17 protein-coding genes are annotated in these 16,328 nt (G+C 60.6%); 14 read left to right on the top strand and 3 right to left on the bottom strand.

Features of this window, described 5'->3' with window-relative positions:
• The first annotated feature begins 124 nt into the window (after positions 1-124).
• Both J3P90_RS06950 and J3P90_RS06945 read left to right on the top strand, forming a co-directional pair.
• Positions 125-1,474, top strand: a complete 1,350-nt coding sequence (locus J3P90_RS06950) for an NCS2 family permease (RefSeq protein WP_434676017.1) — start codon at positions 125-127, stop codon at positions 1,472-1,474.
• 63 nt (positions 1,475-1,537) lie between these two features.
• Positions 1,538-2,164, top strand: a complete 627-nt coding sequence (locus tag J3P90_RS06945) for a LysE family translocator (protein WP_420766971.1) — start codon at positions 1,538-1,540, stop codon at positions 2,162-2,164.
• A 183-nt stretch (positions 2,165-2,347) separates the two neighbouring features.
• Here J3P90_RS06945 and uraH read toward each other — a convergent pair whose 3' ends face one another.
• Positions 2,348-2,701, bottom strand: a complete 354-nt coding sequence (uraH, locus tag J3P90_RS06940; RefSeq protein ID WP_420766972.1) for a hydroxyisourate hydrolase — start codon at positions 2,699-2,701, stop codon at positions 2,348-2,350.
• 412 nt (positions 2,702-3,113) lie between these two features.
• Between uraH and puuE the strand changes: the two genes are divergently transcribed.
• The 6 genes from puuE (at position 3,114) to J3P90_RS06910 (ending at position 8,754) form a co-directional block, all read left to right on the top strand.
• Complete coding sequence (gene puuE, locus J3P90_RS06935; RefSeq protein ID WP_434676016.1) at positions 3,114-4,040, top strand: allantoinase PuuE; 927 nt, start codon at positions 3,114-3,116, stop codon at positions 4,038-4,040.
• The gene (gene uraD / locus J3P90_RS06930) at positions 4,037-4,552 is read left to right on the top strand and encodes a 2-oxo-4-hydroxy-4-carboxy-5-ureidoimidazoline decarboxylase (protein WP_420766974.1); all 516 of its coding nucleotides are present in this window, start codon (positions 4,037-4,039) and stop codon (positions 4,550-4,552) included. Before puuE ends, uraD begins: the two co-directional genes overlap by 4 nt.
• Positions 4,553-4,618: 66 nt before the next feature.
• Entirely contained in the window at positions 4,619-5,614 is a 996-nt protein-coding gene (alc, locus tag J3P90_RS06925) for an allantoicase (protein WP_434607213.1), read from the top strand.
• Positions 5,615-5,734: 120 nt separating this feature from the next.
• Entirely contained in the window at positions 5,735-6,238 is a 504-nt protein-coding gene (locus J3P90_RS06920) for an ureidoglycolate lyase (protein ID WP_434676015.1), read from the top strand.
• A gap of 51 nt (positions 6,239-6,289) precedes the next feature.
• Entirely contained in the window at positions 6,290-7,585 is a 1,296-nt protein-coding gene (locus J3P90_RS06915) for a urate hydroxylase PuuD (protein ID WP_434560119.1), read from the top strand.
• A 383-nt stretch (positions 7,586-7,968) separates the two neighbouring features.
• The gene (locus J3P90_RS06910; protein ID WP_434560121.1) at positions 7,969-8,754 is read left to right on the top strand and encodes an outer membrane protein OmpK; all 786 of its coding nucleotides are present in this window, start codon (positions 7,969-7,971) and stop codon (positions 8,752-8,754) included.
• Between the two features lie 105 nt (positions 8,755-8,859).
• On the opposite strand, the gene J3P90_RS06905 is transcribed toward J3P90_RS06910, so the two are convergent.
• A complete protein-coding gene (locus tag J3P90_RS06905) occupies positions 8,860-10,020 on the bottom strand; it encodes a patatin-like phospholipase family protein (RefSeq protein WP_434560123.1) in 1,161 nt (386 codons plus the stop codon).
• Between the two features lie 35 nt (positions 10,021-10,055).
• A complete protein-coding gene (locus J3P90_RS06900) occupies positions 10,056-10,988 on the bottom strand; it encodes a lipid A biosynthesis lauroyl acyltransferase (RefSeq protein ID WP_434607218.1) in 933 nt (310 codons plus the stop codon).
• 118 nt (positions 10,989-11,106) lie between these two features.
• On the opposite strand from J3P90_RS06900, the gene minC reads away from it, so the two are divergent.
• The 6 genes from minC (at position 11,107) to J3P90_RS06870 (ending at position 16,193) form a co-directional block, all read left to right on the top strand.
• Positions 11,107-11,841: a septum site-determining protein MinC gene (minC, locus tag J3P90_RS06895; RefSeq protein WP_420766980.1), complete on the top strand. Its 735-nt coding sequence runs from the start codon at positions 11,107-11,109 to the stop codon at positions 11,839-11,841.
• A 200-nt stretch (positions 11,842-12,041) separates the two neighbouring features.
• Positions 12,042-12,854 (top strand): septum site-determining protein MinD, encoded by an 813-nt coding sequence (minD, locus tag J3P90_RS06890; RefSeq protein WP_025214989.1) that lies wholly within the window; start codon positions 12,042-12,044, stop codon positions 12,852-12,854.
• Complete coding sequence (gene minE / locus J3P90_RS06885; RefSeq protein ID WP_039594520.1) at positions 12,854-13,108, top strand: cell division topological specificity factor MinE; 255 nt, start codon at positions 12,854-12,856, stop codon at positions 13,106-13,108. Before minD ends, minE begins: the two co-directional genes overlap by 1 nt.
• A 99-nt stretch (positions 13,109-13,207) precedes the next feature.
• Complete coding sequence (locus J3P90_RS06880) at positions 13,208-13,843, top strand: RluA family pseudouridine synthase (RefSeq protein ID WP_420766981.1); 636 nt, start codon at positions 13,208-13,210, stop codon at positions 13,841-13,843.
• Between the two features lie 136 nt (positions 13,844-13,979).
• On the top strand, positions 13,980-14,822 hold the full coding sequence (locus J3P90_RS06875; RefSeq protein ID WP_434676014.1) for a lipopolysaccharide kinase InaA family protein: 843 nt from the start codon (positions 13,980-13,982) through the stop codon (positions 14,820-14,822).
• Positions 14,823-14,903: 81 nt separating this feature from the next.
• The gene (locus tag J3P90_RS06870; RefSeq protein WP_420766983.1) at positions 14,904-16,193 is read left to right on the top strand and encodes a M18 family aminopeptidase; all 1,290 of its coding nucleotides are present in this window, start codon (positions 14,904-14,906) and stop codon (positions 16,191-16,193) included.
• Positions 16,194-16,328 lie beyond the last annotated feature (135 nt).

Here is a 16,328-nt window from a genome sequence, read left to right as displayed (position 1 = left end):
CGTGCGAGTTCCTGACCAACAAGTCAACTACTACGCCAGCCTTACCTGCCTCAATGCCTCGCCGCCACCCTCAGGGGGCGTGCGGTGCCGGAAATAACAATAAAACTCTTGAGGAGTACTCGCTGTGGAAAGCCGCAAACCCGAAGCCCAGACCTTGGATCTTTCGCCGCCATCACGCAGTGGCTGGCTGGAGCGCATCTTCAAACTCAGCTTGCATGGCACCACGGTGAAGACCGAGTTGATTGCCGGTGTGACGACTTTCATCACCATGGCCTACATCATTTTCGTCAACCCCAACATCATGGCCGACGCGGGCATCGATCATGGCGCCGCGTTCGTCGCCACCTGCATTGCCGCCGCCCTGGGTTGCCTGCTGATGGGCCTCTACGCGAACTGGCCGGTGGGCCTCGCGCCGGGCATGGGATTAAACGCCTTTTTCACTTACACCGTGGTCGGCACCATGGGCTACAACTGGGAAACTGCCTTGGGCGCGGTGTTTATTTCCGGCGTGCTGTTCATGTTCCTGACCTTGTCACGGGTGCGTGAATGGCTGCTCAACAGCATCCCGGTGAGCCTGCGCTACGCGATGGGCGCGGGGGTCGGGCTGTTTCTCGGGCTGATCGGCCTGAAGACCGCCGGCATCATCGTCGACAGCCCCGCCACGCTGATCAAGCTGGGCTCGCTGCATGAACCGGGACCGCTGCTGGCTGCCGTATGCTTCCTGATGATTGCCGTGCTGAGCTACCACCGCGTGTTCGGCGCGATCCTCATCAGCATCATCGCCGTGACCCTGGCCGGTTGGGGCCTGGGGCTGGTGCAATACAACGGCGTGATGTCCACGCCGCCCAGCCTGGCACCGACCTGGATGGCCATGGACGTGGTCGGTGTGTTCAACGTCAGCATGATCAGCGTGGTGCTGGCTTTCCTGTTCGTACATATGTTCGATACCGCCGGGACGCTGATGGGCGTGGCCCAGCGCGCCGGTCTGGTGAAACCGGATGGCAAGATCGAAAACCTGTCCAAGGCGTTGAAGGCGGACAGCGCCTCCAGCGTGTTCGGCGCCATGGTCGGCGTGCCGCCCGTGACCAGCTACGTGGAAAGCGCCGCCGGAGTCGCGGCCGGTGGCCGCACGGGGCTTACCGCAGTCACGGTCGGTGTGCTGTTCATCGCCGCCATGTTCTTCGCGCCGCTGGCCGGGATGATCCCTGCTTATGCGACAGCCGGCGCCCTGATCTATGTCGCCATGCTGATGATGGGTGGCATGGCCCATATCGAATGGGACGAAGCGACCGACAGCATTCCAGCGATCGTCACCGCCATCATGATGCCTCTGACGTTCTCGGTCGCCGATGGCATCGCGCTCGGCTTCATCACTTACGTCGTGCTCAAGGCTGGCACCGGTAAACACAAGGAAATATCCGTCAGTCTCTGGGTGCTTTGTGCGATCTTTATCGCCAAGTTCATCTTCTTGTAAGCGGCACGAGCCTTACCCGCCTCACCCTGTCGGGTGGGGCTTTTGTACGTCAGGAGCAAAGCAATGAATCTGGAAACCTGGTTGTTGTTCAGTGGTGCCGCGTTGGTGGTAATCCTTATCCCCGGCCCGTTATCGTTACTGATGATCAGCAACAGCCTGAACTACGGCTTGCGCCGATCCTACCCGGCTTTCCTTGGTGGAGTGGTGGCATCGATCTGCTTGTTGAGTGCGTCGGCGCTGGGGCTCGGTGCCCTGTTGCTGGCGTCGGAGCAGTTGTTCAGCGCCTTGAAAATCGTCGGCGCGCTGTACCTGTTCTACCTCGCCTGGCAGAGCTGGCAGCAATCGCGCCAGCCTTCCCAGGGTGCCGAGGTACCTCAAGCCGCCCCCATTCCGCGTTTCCGCGCGCTGTTCGGCCGTGCGTTCGTACTCGGCGCGAGCAACCCGAAGGACATCCTTTTCTTCGCGGCATTCCTGCCGCAATTCCTGAGTGCCGAGCAGCCGTTCTTGCCGCAACTGCTGGTGATGATCGCCACTTGGACCGTGCTCGACCTGCTCTGCAAGCTGGCGTATGGCCTCGGTGCCCATGGCGCTGCCCGCTATCTGCGCACGGGCAAGGGCCAGAGCTGGTTCAACCGGGTCAGCGCCGGGTTGTTCAGCGGGGCCGGGGCGGCTTCCTTGCTGAGCCGCTGAGAAAAAATCTTCACGAGCAGGCTCGCTCCCACAGTTGAAACGCATTCGATTGTGGAAGCGAGCTTGCTCGCGATAAGGCCCTCGCCTATTTGATAGGCGAAAAAAAGCCCGCAGTGTGAGCGGGCTAAAAACCAAAGAAGCTCTATGCGCAGTCGCTTCCAGGGCAAGGCAGCTGCTTGGGGCTCAGCTGCCTCGATAGGTTGAATAGGCGTAGGGCGAAATCAGCAACGGCACATGGTAATGCTCCTGCTCTTGCGAAATGCCAAAGCGCAGCACCACCACATCCAGGAACGCCGGCTCGGACAGTTGCACGCCACGGGCGCGGTAGTAATCGCCGGCGTGGAATTGGATCTGGTAAACGCCGCTGCGGTAGTCGTCTCCTTGCAGCAGTGGTGCGTCACAACGGCCATCGCTGTTGGTCACTGCACTGGCAACCCGTTGCAGTTCTGAACCTTCGACGCGATACAGTTCGATCTTGATCGCGCTGCCTGGACAGCCGTGTGCGGCATCTAAAACGTGTGTAGTCAGACGTCCCATCGATTGTGCGTGCCCGGATGCGGAACAGCCAGGCACGGCGCCTCCTGAGTCAGTTGAAAGACAAGCCGCACCATTTCGAAGCACGAAAGATCACGGCAGTGAGCGAATTAAGACACTTTAAATCTGAATTGTACACAATAAAAAACAGATATCTGCTTCACTTCGCCAACCACGGCAATCGTCATTTGTTTTTACCCCAACCCCGGGCATATAAGGGCTAATGCAACATTAGCTGACTGGGTAGGCAAGTTTCTTGCAGCGCCGATACGGCAACGGTGGCGGTAAAAAATGCAAAAAACAGGCTTACAAGTCGAAGACAAAGTTGTATACAATCAGTCCATCGTCGTGACGCCAGCCCGATACCCATCGCCAGGGCGCCACCTACATGGTTCGAACAAGAAGGAAGACTGCAGTGAGCGCTGACTACCCACGCGACCTGATCGGTTACGGCAGTAACCCTCCCCATCCCCAATGGCCGGGCAATGCCCGCATCGCCCTCTCCTTCGTACTCAACTATGAGGAAGGTGGCGAGCGCAACGTGTTGCATGGCGACAAGGAGTCCGAAGCGTTCCTTTCGGAGATGGTCGCGGCGCAACCGCTGCAGGGCGAGCGCAACATGAGCATGGAGTCGCTGTACGAGTATGGCAGCCGCGCAGGGGTCTGGCGGATCCTCAAGCTGTTCAAGGAGTTCGATATACCACTGACCATCTTCGCCGTGGCCATGGCTGCCCAGCGCCATCCGGACGTGATTCGCGCGATGGTCGCCGCCGGCCACGAAATCTGCAGTCATGGCTATCGCTGGATTGATTACCAATATATGGACGAGGCCCAGGAACGCGAGCACATGCTCGAAGCGATCCGCATCCTCACCGAAATCACTGGCGAGCGTCCGCTGGGCTGGTACACCGGCCGCACCGGCCCGAACACCCGCCGGCTAGTGATGGAAGAAGGCGGCTTCCTCTACGACAGCGACACCTACGACGACGACCTGCCCTACTGGGAGCCAAACAACCCCACCGGCAAGGCGCACCTGGTCATCCCTTACACCCTGGACACCAATGACATGCGCTTCACCCAAGTGCAGGGTTTCAACAAGGGCGACGATTTCTTCCAGTACCTCAAGGACGCTTTCGACGTGTTGTATGCCGAAGGCGCCGAAGCGCCGAAGATGCTTTCCATCGGCCTGCATTGCCGCCTGATCGGCCGCCCCGCGCGCCTGGCCTCCCTCAAGCGTTTCCTCGAATACGTCAAGGGTCATGAGCAGGTGTGGTTCAGTCGCCGCGTCGACATCGCTCGCCATTGGCAGCAGACCCATCCGTATCAGGGAGCGTGCAAATGACCGCTTTCCAAACCCTCAAGCCTTCCACCTTGAGCCGCGAAGCGTTCGTCAAAGCCTTCGCTGACATTTACGAACATTCGCCATGGGTGGCCGAAAAGGCCTTCGACCTGGGGCAGGACCCTTCGATCGACGAGATCGAGACCCTGCACCAGCGCATGAGCGACATCCTGTTGAGTGCCGATCACGCCAGCCAACTGGCCCTGATCAACGCTCACCCGGACCTGGCCGGCAAAGCCGCCGTCCAGGGACAACTGACCGAAGCCAGCACCAACGAACAGGCTGGCGCCGGTATCCACCAATGCACGGCCGAAGAGTTCCAGCGCTTCACCGAGCTGAACGAGGCCTATAAAGCCAAGTTCAAGTTTCCCTTCATCATGGCGGTAAAAGGCAGCAACCGGCACCAGATCCTCGCCGCGTTCGAGACGCGCATCCACCACTCGGCAGACGCCGAATTCAAATGCGCGCTGGCAGAGATCAACAAGATCGCGTTGTTCCGATTACTGACCCTTTAGCGAGCGGCTCCTGAAGACAGGTCCTGCAAGCATCCCCAGCCAACTTATCAAAGGCAGACAAGAAGAATGAAAGCTTACGCCGTACCGTTCGAAAAGTTCGTCAACCTGGCCGACGCCCGCCTGGGCACCAAGATCATCTCGGTCACCGACGACTGGTTCGCCGACGCCAACCGCCTGTTCCAGCCGACTCCGGCCGTGTGGAAGGAGGGCGTGTTCGATGACAACGGCAAGTGGATGGATGGCTGGGAGTCGCGCCGCAAGCGCTTCGAAGGCTACGACAGCGCGGTGATCCGCCTGGGCGTGCCGGGCTCGATCAAGGGCGTGGACATCGACACTTCATTCTTCACCGGCAACTACCCGCCATCGGCTTCCCTGGAAGCCTGCTTCCTGGCCGAAGGCGAGCCGGACGAAAACACCCAATGGACTGAAGTGCTGTCGGCCGTCGAGCTGCAAGGCAACAGCCACCACTACCACGAAATCAGCAACGAGCAAGCATTCAGCCATCTGCGCTTCAACATTTATCCGGATGGCGGCGTGGCTCGCCTGCGGGTCTATGGTGTTCCGTATCGCGACTGGTCCGCCGTGGGCGACAACGAACAGATCGACCTGGCCGCCGCCCTCAATGGCGGGCGCGCCCTGGCCTGCTCCGACGAGCACTTCGGCCGCATGAGCAACATTCTCAACCCGGGCCGCGGCATCAACATGGGCGATGGCTGGGAAACCGCCCGTCGTCGCACGCCTGGCAATGACTGGGTAATCGTCGCCCTGGGCCATGCCGGTATCGTTGAACAAGTCGTCGTCGACACCCTGCACTTCAAGGGCAATTACCCGGACAGCTGCTCGATTCAGGGCGCGTTCGTCAAAGGTGGCACCGACAGCCAGATCGAAACCCAATCGCTGTTCTGGCGCGAGCTGCTGCCGAGCCAGAAGCTGGAAATGCACGCCGAACACACCTTCGCCGAACAGATCAAGGCGCTGGGGCCAATCACCCATATCCGCCTGAACGTGTTCCCGGATGGTGGCGTGAGTCGCCTGCGGGTGCTTGGCAAGGTCGCTAAATAGCGGTGAAGCCAATCGCGAGCAGGGCTCGCTCCCACAGGGTAGGCGGTCAAATGTGGGAGCGAGCCTGCTCGCGATAGCAATAGAACAGACAACAATGAATTCAAGGTAAAGAAGACCAGCATGCGCACTCTCAAGATCGAACCATTGACCAAAGAAGCCTTCGCCCCGTTCGGTGACGTGATCGAAACCGACGGCAGCGATCACTTCATGATCAACGACGGTTCGACCATGCGCTTTCATCGCCTGGCGACGGTGGAAACCGCCACGCCGGACGACAAGGCGATCATCAGCATCTTCCGCGCCGACGCGCTGGAGATGCCACTGACCGTGCGCATGCTGGAGCGCCATCCGCTGGGCAGCCAGGCCTTCATTCCGCTGCTCGGCAACCCCTTTCTGATCGTGGTCGCGCCACTTGGCGATGCACCTGTATCAGGCTTGGTCCGCGCCTTCGTCACCAACGGCAGGCAGGGCATCAATTACCATCGCGGCGTCTGGCACCACCCGGTGCTGACGATCGAAAAGCGGGATGACTTCCTGGTGGTTGATCGCAGTGGCACAGGCAACAACTGCGATGAGCATTTTTTCAAAGAGGATGAGTTTTTGATCCTCGCCCCCCACCAATAAGAGAAGGTCCGATCACGCGAAAACAAGCGTGACGGGCGAGAGGTAAAGACTGTGGAAGCACATATGCTGGAATGGCTGAACCTGAGCATTCGCTGGGTTCATATGATCACTGGCGTAGCCTGGATCGGCGCGTCGTTCTACTTCGTCTGGCTGGAAAACAACCTCAATCGCGTCAACCCCAAGAGCGGCCTGGCCGGCGACTTGTGGGCCATCCACGGTGGCGGTATCTATCACCTGGAAAAATACAAACTCGCACCACCGGCCATGCCGGACAACCTGCACTGGTTCAAGTGGGAAGCCTACTTCACCTGGATGTCGGGCATCGCGCTGTTGTGCGTGGTGTTCTATTGGAACCCGACCGTCTACCTGCTGGCCCCCGGCAGCAGCCTGAGCGGCCCTGAAGGCGTCGCCCTGGGCCTCGGCTCGTTGTTGGTCGGCTGGTTCATCTATTCCTTTCTCTGCGATTCGGCCCTGGGCAAGCGCCCCGCCCTGCTCGGCCTGATTCTGTTCGTGCTGTTGATCGCCGCGGCCTATGGCTTCAGCAAGGTGTTCAGCGGTCGCGGCGCCTACCTGCATGTCGGTGCCGTCATCGGTACGATCATGGTCGGCAACGTGTTCCGCATCATCATGCCGGCCCAGCGTGCGCTGGTAGCGGCTATCGCCGAGAACCGCACCCCCGACCCGGCGCTGCCGGCCAAAGGCTTGTTGCGTTCGCGCCACAACAACTACTTCACCCTGCCGGTGCTGTTCATCATGATCAGCAACCACTTCCCAAGCACCTACGGCAGCCAATACAACTGGCTGATCCTGGCGGGTATCGCAGTGGCGGCGGTGTTGGTGCGGCATTACTTCAACACGCGTCATGACAGCAATCGGTTTGCCTGGACGTTGCCGGTGGGCGCCTTGGCGATGATCTGCCTGGCTTATGTCACCGGTCCCAAGCCGATGCCTGGCGCGCCGGAAGTCGCGAAGGTGCCCGGCGTGATCGAGTATCAGCCACTGCCGGAGACGGCGGTGGGCGGCGGCGCCAAACCCGCAGTACCAGCGCAGGCGCCCGCGCCTGCCCAGGCTTCCAATGCCCAGGGCCCGTCATTCGATAAAGTCCACAGCGTGATCCAGGAACGCTGCTCGGTCTGCCATTCGGCCAAGCCCACCAGCCCGCTGTTCAGCGCGGCGCCGGGCGGGGTGATGTTCGATACGCCACAGCAGATCCAGCAGGAAGCCGCGCGCATCCAGGCCCAGGCCGTGACCACCCAGATCATGCCACTGGGCAATATCACCCAGATGACCCAGCAGGAGCGCGATTTGATTGGCGCCTGGATCACCCAAGGTGCACGGACCAACTAGTCCACCCGAGCAAGCCTCGATCCACAGCAATACCGCAGACAGGCAGACCGGCACACGCCGGTCGCCCGTCAGCGGCCGCCTGCGCCTCAACAATAACAACAAGAGGAAAGCACCCCATGCACACGTTCCACACTCACGCCCCGCATCCGTTGCCCATGCGCTGTCGCAACGCACTTGAGCCCCTCCATGCAAGCCCGTATCCTGCGCGGCCGTTCGAATCCGGACGTCTCCAAATAACAATCGGATCCTGACCGACGCCGCTGTTTTCAGCTCTTGTCACAAACAAAAAGCTGACCGAACGGATGTTTATCCGTAGAAAAAGCGCCACACCAGAGCGCTGACGACAAGAAACGCGATACCACTTACCTTTGGGAGCAAACCGAATGAAACGCACGTGCACCAATCTGATCGTTGCGGGATCTTTGTTGGCAGGGGGACAGGCCGTGGCAGGCGACCTGCTCCAATGGCAGAGCAACAGCCTGAGCTACCTGTATGGCAAGGATTTCCAGATCAACCCACGCATCCAGCAGACCGTGACGTTCGAGCATGCCGATGCGTGGAAATACGGCGACAACTTTTTCTTCCTCGACCGGATCTTCTACAACGGCCAGGACGACAGCCAGTCCGGCCCGAATACCTATTACGGCGAGTTCAGCCCACGCTTGTCGTTCGGCAAGATTTTTGACCAGAAGCTCGAACTGGGTCCGATCAAGGACGTGCTGCTGGCGATGACCTATGAGTTTGGCGAAGGCGACAACGAGTCTTACCTGATCGGCCCGGGTTTCGACCTGGCCATTCCCGGTTTCGATTATTTCCAGCTGAACTTCTACAACCGCCAGACCGAAGGCTCGCGTGCCGGCGACAACGTCTGGCAGATCACACCGGCCTGGGCCTACACCGTGCCCGTGGGGTCGTCCGATATCCTGATCGATGGTTTCATCGACTGGGTCGTGGACAACGACACCAACTCAAAGGGCACCTACCACGCCAACCTGCACATCGTCCCGCAGATCAAATATGACTTGGGCAAGGCCTTGAAACTGGGCGCCAAGCAACTGTATGTCGGTGTGGAATACGACTACTGGAAAAACAAATACGCGATCGAAGACAGCGGTAGTTTCAAGACCAACCAGAGCAATACCAGTTTCTTGCTGAAGTACCATTTCTGATCGACCAAGGCTCGCTGCCACAGTGATTCCCGGAGCGGACACCCGCTCAGCATCCACAGGGAATTCCTTGTGGGAGCGAGCCTGCTCGCGATGGCGTCAGACCCGCTACCCCTGAGCCAAGCCCAGGAACCGGCTCAACGCCTCACGCTGCGCCAACGCATCCTGGCGCCCCAGCTCGATCAGCTCGCCGCAGTACCCCGCCTCGAACAGCAGATAGCTCAACACCCCAGCCCCGCTGGTCTTGGTCGCGCCCGGCCCGCGCAGGAACACCCGCAACGCACGGGGCAGTTCCTGGCGATGACGGGCGGCGATCTCGTCGATCGGTTGGCTTGGCGAAATCACCAACACCTCCACCGGTGCCGCACCGAGGGTATGGGCAGGCACGCCCTCGGGCAGGAGGTGACTGAACTGGTTGAGGCGCCCAAGCAACTCGATGTCGCTTTCCAGGCTGTCGATGAACGTGCTGTTGAGCATGTGTCCGCCGATCTGCGCCAGGGTGGGTTGCTGGCCGGTGTAGCTGCGCTCCTGGGGCGTTTGCCCACCCGCGCCGCGGGGGTTGCCACTGACGCCGATGACCAACACACGATTGGCTCCCAGGTGCAGGGCTGGACTGATCGGCGCCGATTGGCGCACCGCGCCGTCGCCGAAGTACTGGGGGCCGATCTTGACCGGTGCGAACAGCAAGGGGATCGCGGAACTGGCCAGCAGATGCTCCACCGACAACTGCGTCGGGACACCGATGCGCCGGTGCCGCAACCAGGCATCTATAGTGCCGCGACCTTGATAGAACGTCACCGCCTGTCCGGACTCGTAGCCGAACGCGGTCACCGCCACCGCTCGCAGCTGGTGCTCGGCGATCGCCTGCTCGATACCCGACGCATGGAATTGTGCCCGGAGCAATTCGCGCAACGGTGAACTGTCGACCAGCGCCACCGGCAACTTGGCCCCCAGGCCCAACAGGCTGTGCGTGATGAAACGCGTCGCCTGGACGAGCACGCCACGCCAATCGCTGCGCATCACCTGGTGGCTGCGCACCGCTTGCCAGAACGCCGTCAGCCGCTCGATGGCGCTCTTGAAATCCATCGCACCGCTTGCCAGGCTGACCGCGTTGATCGCGCCAGCCGACGTGCCGACGATCACCGGGAACGGGTTGTCTGCGCCGTCTGGCAATAACTCGGCGATGGCCGCCAATACGCCCACCTGATATGCCGCTCGAGCCCCGCCGCCGGAAAGAATCAAACCTGTTACCGGTTCAGCTGGGGTCATCGCGATGCTCCGTGCTCAGTCAATTAGGCTACATTTCAACCGCGTTTTTCGTACAACTTCGGCTCACCCGGCGGACGGGTCTTGAAGCGCCGATGGGCCCAGAGATATTGCCCGGGGCATTGGCTGACCGATTTTTCTACCCACTGGTTGATGCGAATGCAATCGGCTTCCTCGGTCTGACCCGGAAAATCCTCCAGCGGCGCCTGGATCACCAGACGATAGCCGCTGCCATCAGCCAGGCGCTCCTGGACGAACGGCACGACCAGTGCCTTGCCCAAGCGCGCAAATTTGCTGGTGGCGGTGACCGTCGCCGCCTGGATGCCGAACAATGGCACGAATACACTTTGCTTGGCGCCGTAGTCCTGGTCCGGTGCATACCAGATCGCCCGGCCCGCGCGCAGCAACTTGAGCATGCCGCGCACATCATCGCGTTCCACCGCGAGGGAATCGAGGTTGTGCCGTTCGCGACCGCGGCGCTGGATATAGTCGAACAACGGGTTCTTGTGCTCGCGGTACATGCCATCGATGGTGTGCTGTTGGCCCAACAACGCCGCGCCGATTTCCAGCGTGGTGAAATGCAGCGCCATCAGGATCACACCCCGGCCCTCGCGCTGGGCCTGCTTGAGATGCTCCAGCCCTTCGACATGGGCCAGCTTCGCCAGGCGCGAACGCGACCACCACCAGCTCATGGCCATTTCGAAGAACGCGATGCCGGTGGAGGCGAAGTTTTCCTTGAGCAAGCGCTTGCGCTCAGCGGCGGACTTCTCGGGAAAACACAGTTCCAGGTTGCGACTGGCGATGCGCCGCCGGTCACCGGCCACCCGGTACATCAGCGCGCCCAGCGCCCGGCCGATCCGCAGCAGCAACGGATACGGCAACTGAACGATCAGCCACAACAGCCCCAGGCCGCACCACAGCAGCCAGAAACGCGGATGAAAAAATGCAGCTCGAAGACGCGGGCGATCCATTACAGCTTCCACAAAGACTTGGGCCGCGCATTCTACATTGTTCGACCCGGGTTGCGGCTGACGGGCGATCTCGTTATAAGTCTCGGCACTTTTAGTGACAAGTCGTTGTACGCCGACCATGAGCCAAACCGAACCGCTAGACCAAGATCCCGTGTTCCAGCTGAAGGGCAGCATGCTCGCCATTACGGTGCTGGAACTGGCCCGTAACGACCTGGAAGGTCTTGACCGGCAGTTGGCGGCGAAAGTCGCCCAGGCCCCGAATTTTTTCAGCAATGCCCCCCTGGTACTGGCACTGGACAAGCTGCCTGCCGGTGAAGGTTCAGTGGACTTGCCTGGCCTGATGCGCGTCTGCCGCCAACATGGCCTGCGCACGCTGGCGATCCGCGCCAGCCGCATCGAAGACATCGCCGCCGCCATCGCCATTGACATCCCGGTGCTACCGCCTTCCGGTGCTCGTGAGCGGGTGCTGGAACTGAGCCCGGCCGAACCGAAGAAACCCGAGAAACCAGCAGAGCCCACCGTCAAGCCAACCCGTGTGATCACCACGCCGGTACGCGGCGGACAGCAGATTTATGCCCAGGGTGGCGATCTGGTCGTCGTGTCCTCGGTCAGTCCGGGCGCGGAACTTCTGGCCGATGGCAACATCCATGTATACGGCCCGATGCGCGGCCGTGCGCTGGCCGGTGTCAAGGGCGACACCAAGGCAAGGATCTTCTGTCAGCAGTTGAGCGCCGAACTGGTCTCCATCGCCGGGCATTACAAGGTTTCCGAGGATTTGCGTCGCGACCCGTTGTGGGGGGCTGGCGTCCAGGTCAGCCTGTCGGGCGACGTGTTGAACATCATTCGGCTTTAACGGATACTGCCGCATTTTCCAAGCATCTCTAAAACGTAGCGAAAACAGCTTAACGACGTAGGAAAAAGGATCAGGCAGTGTTTACCAGAAGTAGACCCGGCCCAATGTCCTATTCCAGCCAAGCCTGTGCAGTTGCAGCAGTTTTCCAGAGATGTTTTTCAGGGGCTGACAAAGTCCTTTTTCCTTAGGGGTGAAACACCTTGGCCAAGATTCTCGTGGTTACATCCGGCAAGGGTGGTGTGGGTAAGACCACCACCAGCGCCGCTATCGGTACCGGCCTCGCCTTGCGCGGCCACAAAACAGTCATCGTCGACTTCGACGTCGGCCTGCGTAACCTCGACCTGATCATGGGTTGCGAGCGTCGCGTGGTCTATGACTTCGTCAACGTGGTCAATGGCGAAGCGAACCTGCAACAAGCCCTGATCAAGGACAAGCGCCTTGAGAACCTGTACGTGCTGGCCGCCAGCCAGACCCGCGACAAAGACGCGCTGACCCAGGAAGGCGTGGAAAAGGTGCTGATGCAGCTCAAGGAAGACTTCGAATTCGTGGTCTGCGACTCCCCGGCCGGTATCGAAAAAGGTGCCCACCTGGCCATGTACTTCGCTGACGAAGCGATCGTCGTGACCAACCCGGAAGTGTCGTCGGTGCGTGACTCCGACCGCATGCTGGGCCTTCTGGCGAGCAAGTCCCGTCGCGCCGAGCAGGGCGAAGAGCCGATCAAGGAACACTTGCTTCTGACCCGCTACAACCCTCAGCGCGTCAGCGACGGCGAAATGCTCGGCGTCGAGGACGTCAAGGAAATCCTGGCGGTCACCCTGCTGGGCGTGATTCCAGAATCCCAAGCGGTACTCAAGGCCTCGAACTCCGGCGTGCCGGTCATTCTTGACGACCAGAGCGACGCTGGCCAGGCGTACAGCGATGCAGTCGATCGTCTACTGGGCAAAACCGTCGAACATCGATTCCTCGACGTCACGAAGAAAGGTTTCTTCGAGCGCCTGTTTGGAGGTAGGTAATGAACCTTTTTGACTTCTTTCGTGCCAACAAAAAGCCAAGTACCGCCTCGGTCGCGAAAGAGCGTCTACAGATCATCGTGGCGCACGAACGCGGCCAACGCAGCACCCCTGATTACCTGCCGGCCTTGCAGAAGGAACTGGTGGAAGTGATCCGCAAGTACGTCAACATCGGCAACGATGACGTGCATGTGGCGCTCGAAAGCCAGGGCAGCTGCTCGATTCTGGAACTCAATATCACCCTGCCGGATCGCTGATCGACCCTGCGGGAGCCACGGCGGCTCGGGCCCTCTCCTCTCCCCCTGGGATTGGAGAAGGGCCCGAGCCGCCGTTGCCGTTTGTTACGAGACTGTTTAATGCCCCTGTCCAACATCCGCATCCTCCACCAGGACGCCGCCGTACTCGTGGTCGACAAGCCGACCCTGCTCCTGTCCGTGCCTGGCCGGGCGGACGACAATAAAGATTGCCTGATCACTCGCCTGCAGGAAAACGGCTATCCGGAAGCGCGAATCGTGCACCGGCTCGACTGGGAAACCTCCGGCATCATCCTGCTGGCCCGCGATCCGGATACCCATCGCGAACTGTCCCGCCAGTTTCATGACCGCGAAACCGAAAAAGCCTACACCGCGTTGTGCTGGGGCCAGCCCGAGCTGGACAGTGGCAGCATCGATCTGCCCTTGCGCTACGACCCACCGACCAAGCCCCGTCACGTCGTGGACCATGAGCATGGCAAGCATGCCCTGACGTTCTGGCGTGTACTCGAACGTTGCGGCGACTGGTGTCGGGTCGAACTGACGCCCATCACCGGACGCTCACATCAGTTGCGCGTGCACATGCTGTCCATCGGTCATCCGTTGCTGGGCGACGGACTCTATGCCCATCCGCAGGCATTGGCGGCCTGGCCGCGCCTGTGCCTGCACGCCAGCATGCTCAGCTTTACCCATCCGCAAAGCGGCGAGCGCTTGCGCTTCGAGTGCCCGGCACCGTTCTGAACAAGGGATCAAACGAAGTCGAGCCTTCTGGCGATACGCGCCAGAGGCCTCGACCGGGACACCGCGTGTAGGAAAAGTCTTCACATTCAAGGGAATATGCTTAAGATGGTGGCATTTAGCCAAGGCCAGGACGCCCGTGCCAGATTCTCCACCGCTTCAGCAGGACTATCGTTATACCTTCCGCTTCTTGAATACGGATTTACATCTACGGGACGAACCTTGTCATCGCACCGAGCAAGCGCTGCGCCAGCTCATCATCAATCGCCGCAAGCGCGCGGTGACCAGGGCGACGGCAATCATTGCGGGCAGCAAACAGGCTTTGTTTGCCAAGGTCCAGCGCCTGGGCAGTTGGCGAAGCAAAGTACGCGTCACATTGGGCACCCCCCAGCGCAACGGGCGCTTTGACTGGCCACTGGAAGAGCTGCAGAACACGCTGCTGGCCCAGCATCGCGGCGTCCGGATGCCGACGCTCCAGGGGTTTGGCTACACCAGGAGTGGATTAGGCCTGGCCCAGGATTACTTCCTGATCACCGAGTTGCTGGAGGATTACACCGACGGCGCAAAATGGCTGGCGGAACATCCCGGACAAATTGAAACATTCACCCACAAAGCCTTCGAACTGCTGGATTCCCTGACAAGCAGGAACATAAGCCACATGGATTTCTGGGCTGGCAATCTCATGCACCCGGCTGATCCACAACGTCCGCTGATGGCGATCGATTTCGAGAACTGTTTTTCCCGGCCGACGCCGTTTCACAGCGAAACACTCGGCTTCCAGCTCGGGTTCCTGTACCACCGTGAAATCTACCGGTACATCACCGAAGCACGGTACGACAGCCTGGTCGAAAAATACCTCGATCGCAAGCCAACGGTCTCGATGGAAAACTTCAACAAGGTGTATCAGGTCAGCAAGCACTGCCACCTGGGCCGCAAGGAGCGCCGAGAAGTGTTCCTGCAAGGCCGGCTCCTGCTTGACTGAGCCATTCGGGGCGCGGCATTGGCCCTGCTATGTCGCTGCCCGATGGGGTAAACTTGCGCCCATTGCTGTCTGGAGTTATTTATGCGCGCAGAGTTGAACCAGGGCCTGATCGACTTCCTCAAGGCCTCCCCCACCCCGTTCCATGCTACCGCCAGCCTTGCCCAGCGCCTGGAGGCGGCGGGTTACCAGCGTCTCGATGAGCGCGAAACCTGGGCCACCGAGGCCAACGGCCGCTATTACGTCACGCGCAACGATTCCTCGATCATCGCTTTCAAACTGGGCCGCAACTCTGCGCTACACGACGGCATCCGCCTGGTCGGCGCCCACACCGACAGCCCTTGCCTGCGGGTCAAGCCCCAGCCGGAACTGCAACGCCAGGGATTCTGGCAACTGGGCGTGGAAGTTTACGGCGGCGCACTGCTGGCGCCGTGGTTCGACCGCGACTTGTCGCTGGCCGGCCGCGTGACCTTCCGCCGTGACGGCAAGGTCGAGAGTCAGCTGATCGATTTCAAGGCGCCGATCGCCACGATTCCAAACCTGGCCATTCATCTCAACCGTGAAGCCAACCAAGGCTGGGCGATCAATCCGCAGAACGAGCTGCCGCCGATCCTCGCCCAGTTTGCTGGCGACGAACGCGTCGACTTCCGCGCCGTGCTCACTGACCAGTTGGCCCGGGAACACGGCTTGAACGCCGACGTGGTGCTCGATTACGAGCTGAGCTTCTATGACACCCAAAGCGCAGCGGTCATCGGTTTGCATGGTGATTTCATCACCGGCGCGCGACTGGACAACCTGCTCTCCTGCTATGCCGGCCTGCAAGCCTTGCTGACCGCCGACACCGAAGAAACCTGCGTGCTGGTGTGCAACGACCACGAAGAGGTCGGTTCTACTTCGGCGTGTGGCGCGGACGGCCCGATGCTCGAACAGACCCTGCGCCGTCTGCTGCCCGACGGGGAAGATTTCGTACGCACCATTCAGAAATCCCTGCTGGTCTCCGCAGACAACGCCCACGGCGTACACCCCAACTATGCCGACAAGCACGACGCCAATCATGGCCCCAAGCTCAACGCCGGCCCGGTGATCAAGGTCAACACCAACCAGCGCTACGCCACCAACAGCGAAACCGCCGGCTTCTTCCGCCACCTGTGCATGGCCGAAGAAGTACCGGTGCAGAGTTTCGTGGTGCGCAGCGACATGGGTTGCGGCTCGACCATCGGCCCGATCACCGCCAGTCAACTGGGTGTGCGCACCGTGGACATTGGCCTGCCGACCTTTGCCATGCATTCGATCCGCGAACTGTGCGGTAGCCAAGACCTGGCGCACCTGGTGAAAGTGCTGAGCGCGTTCTACGCTTCTCGCGAGTTGCCATAAAGCCTTCGTGGCGAGGGAGCTTGCTCCCGCTGGGTGGCGCAGCCACCCCAAACCGGTTTTGCCAGTGCTGCGCACTGGAGCGGGAGCAAGCTCCCTCGCCACAAGGGTATCCAGCGAAAGGTCTGGATAACTCAT

This window comes from Pseudomonas sp. D3-10, assembly GCF_051132175.1.
Lineage (GTDB): Bacteria > Pseudomonadota > Gammaproteobacteria > Pseudomonadales > Pseudomonadaceae > Aquipseudomonas.
Note: the sequence above shows the minus strand (reverse complement) of the source record. Positions and strands in the feature narration are given on the sequence as shown.

Bases quoted from the DNA above. Each gene is read 5' to 3' on its own strand.
- J3P90_RS06945 (WP_420766971.1), top strand. From the start codon at position 1,538: ATGAATCTGGAAACCTGGTTGTTGTTCAGTGGTGCCGCGTTGGTGGTA.
- uraD (WP_420766974.1), top strand. From the start codon at position 4,037: ATGACCGCTTTCCAAACCCTCAAGCCTTCCACCTTGAGCCGCGAAGCG.
- J3P90_RS06880 (WP_420766981.1), top strand. From the start codon at position 13,208: ATGCCCCTGTCCAACATCCGCATCCTCCACCAGGACGCCGCCGTACTC.
- J3P90_RS06870 (WP_420766983.1), top strand. From the start codon at position 14,904: ATGCGCGCAGAGTTGAACCAGGGCCTGATCGACTTCCTCAAGGCCTCC.
- uraH (WP_420766972.1), bottom strand. From the start codon at position 2,701: ATGGGACGTCTGACTACACACGTTTTAGATGCCGCACACGGCTGTCCA.
- J3P90_RS06900 (WP_434607218.1), bottom strand. From the start codon at position 10,988: ATGGATCGCCCGCGTCTTCGAGCTGCATTTTTTCATCCGCGTTTCTGG.
- minE (WP_039594520.1), top strand. From the start codon at position 12,854: ATGAACCTTTTTGACTTCTTTCGTGCCAACAAAAAGCCAAGTACCGCC.
- alc (WP_434607213.1), top strand. From the start codon at position 4,619: ATGAAAGCTTACGCCGTACCGTTCGAAAAGTTCGTCAACCTGGCCGAC.
- minC (WP_420766980.1), top strand. From the start codon at position 11,107: ATGAGCCAAACCGAACCGCTAGACCAAGATCCCGTGTTCCAGCTGAAG.
- J3P90_RS06905 (WP_434560123.1), bottom strand. From the start codon at position 10,020: ATGACCCCAGCTGAACCGGTAACAGGTTTGATTCTTTCCGGCGGCGGG.
- J3P90_RS06920 (WP_434676015.1), top strand. From the start codon at position 5,735: ATGCGCACTCTCAAGATCGAACCATTGACCAAAGAAGCCTTCGCCCCG.
- J3P90_RS06910 (WP_434560121.1), top strand. From the start codon at position 7,969: ATGAAACGCACGTGCACCAATCTGATCGTTGCGGGATCTTTGTTGGCA.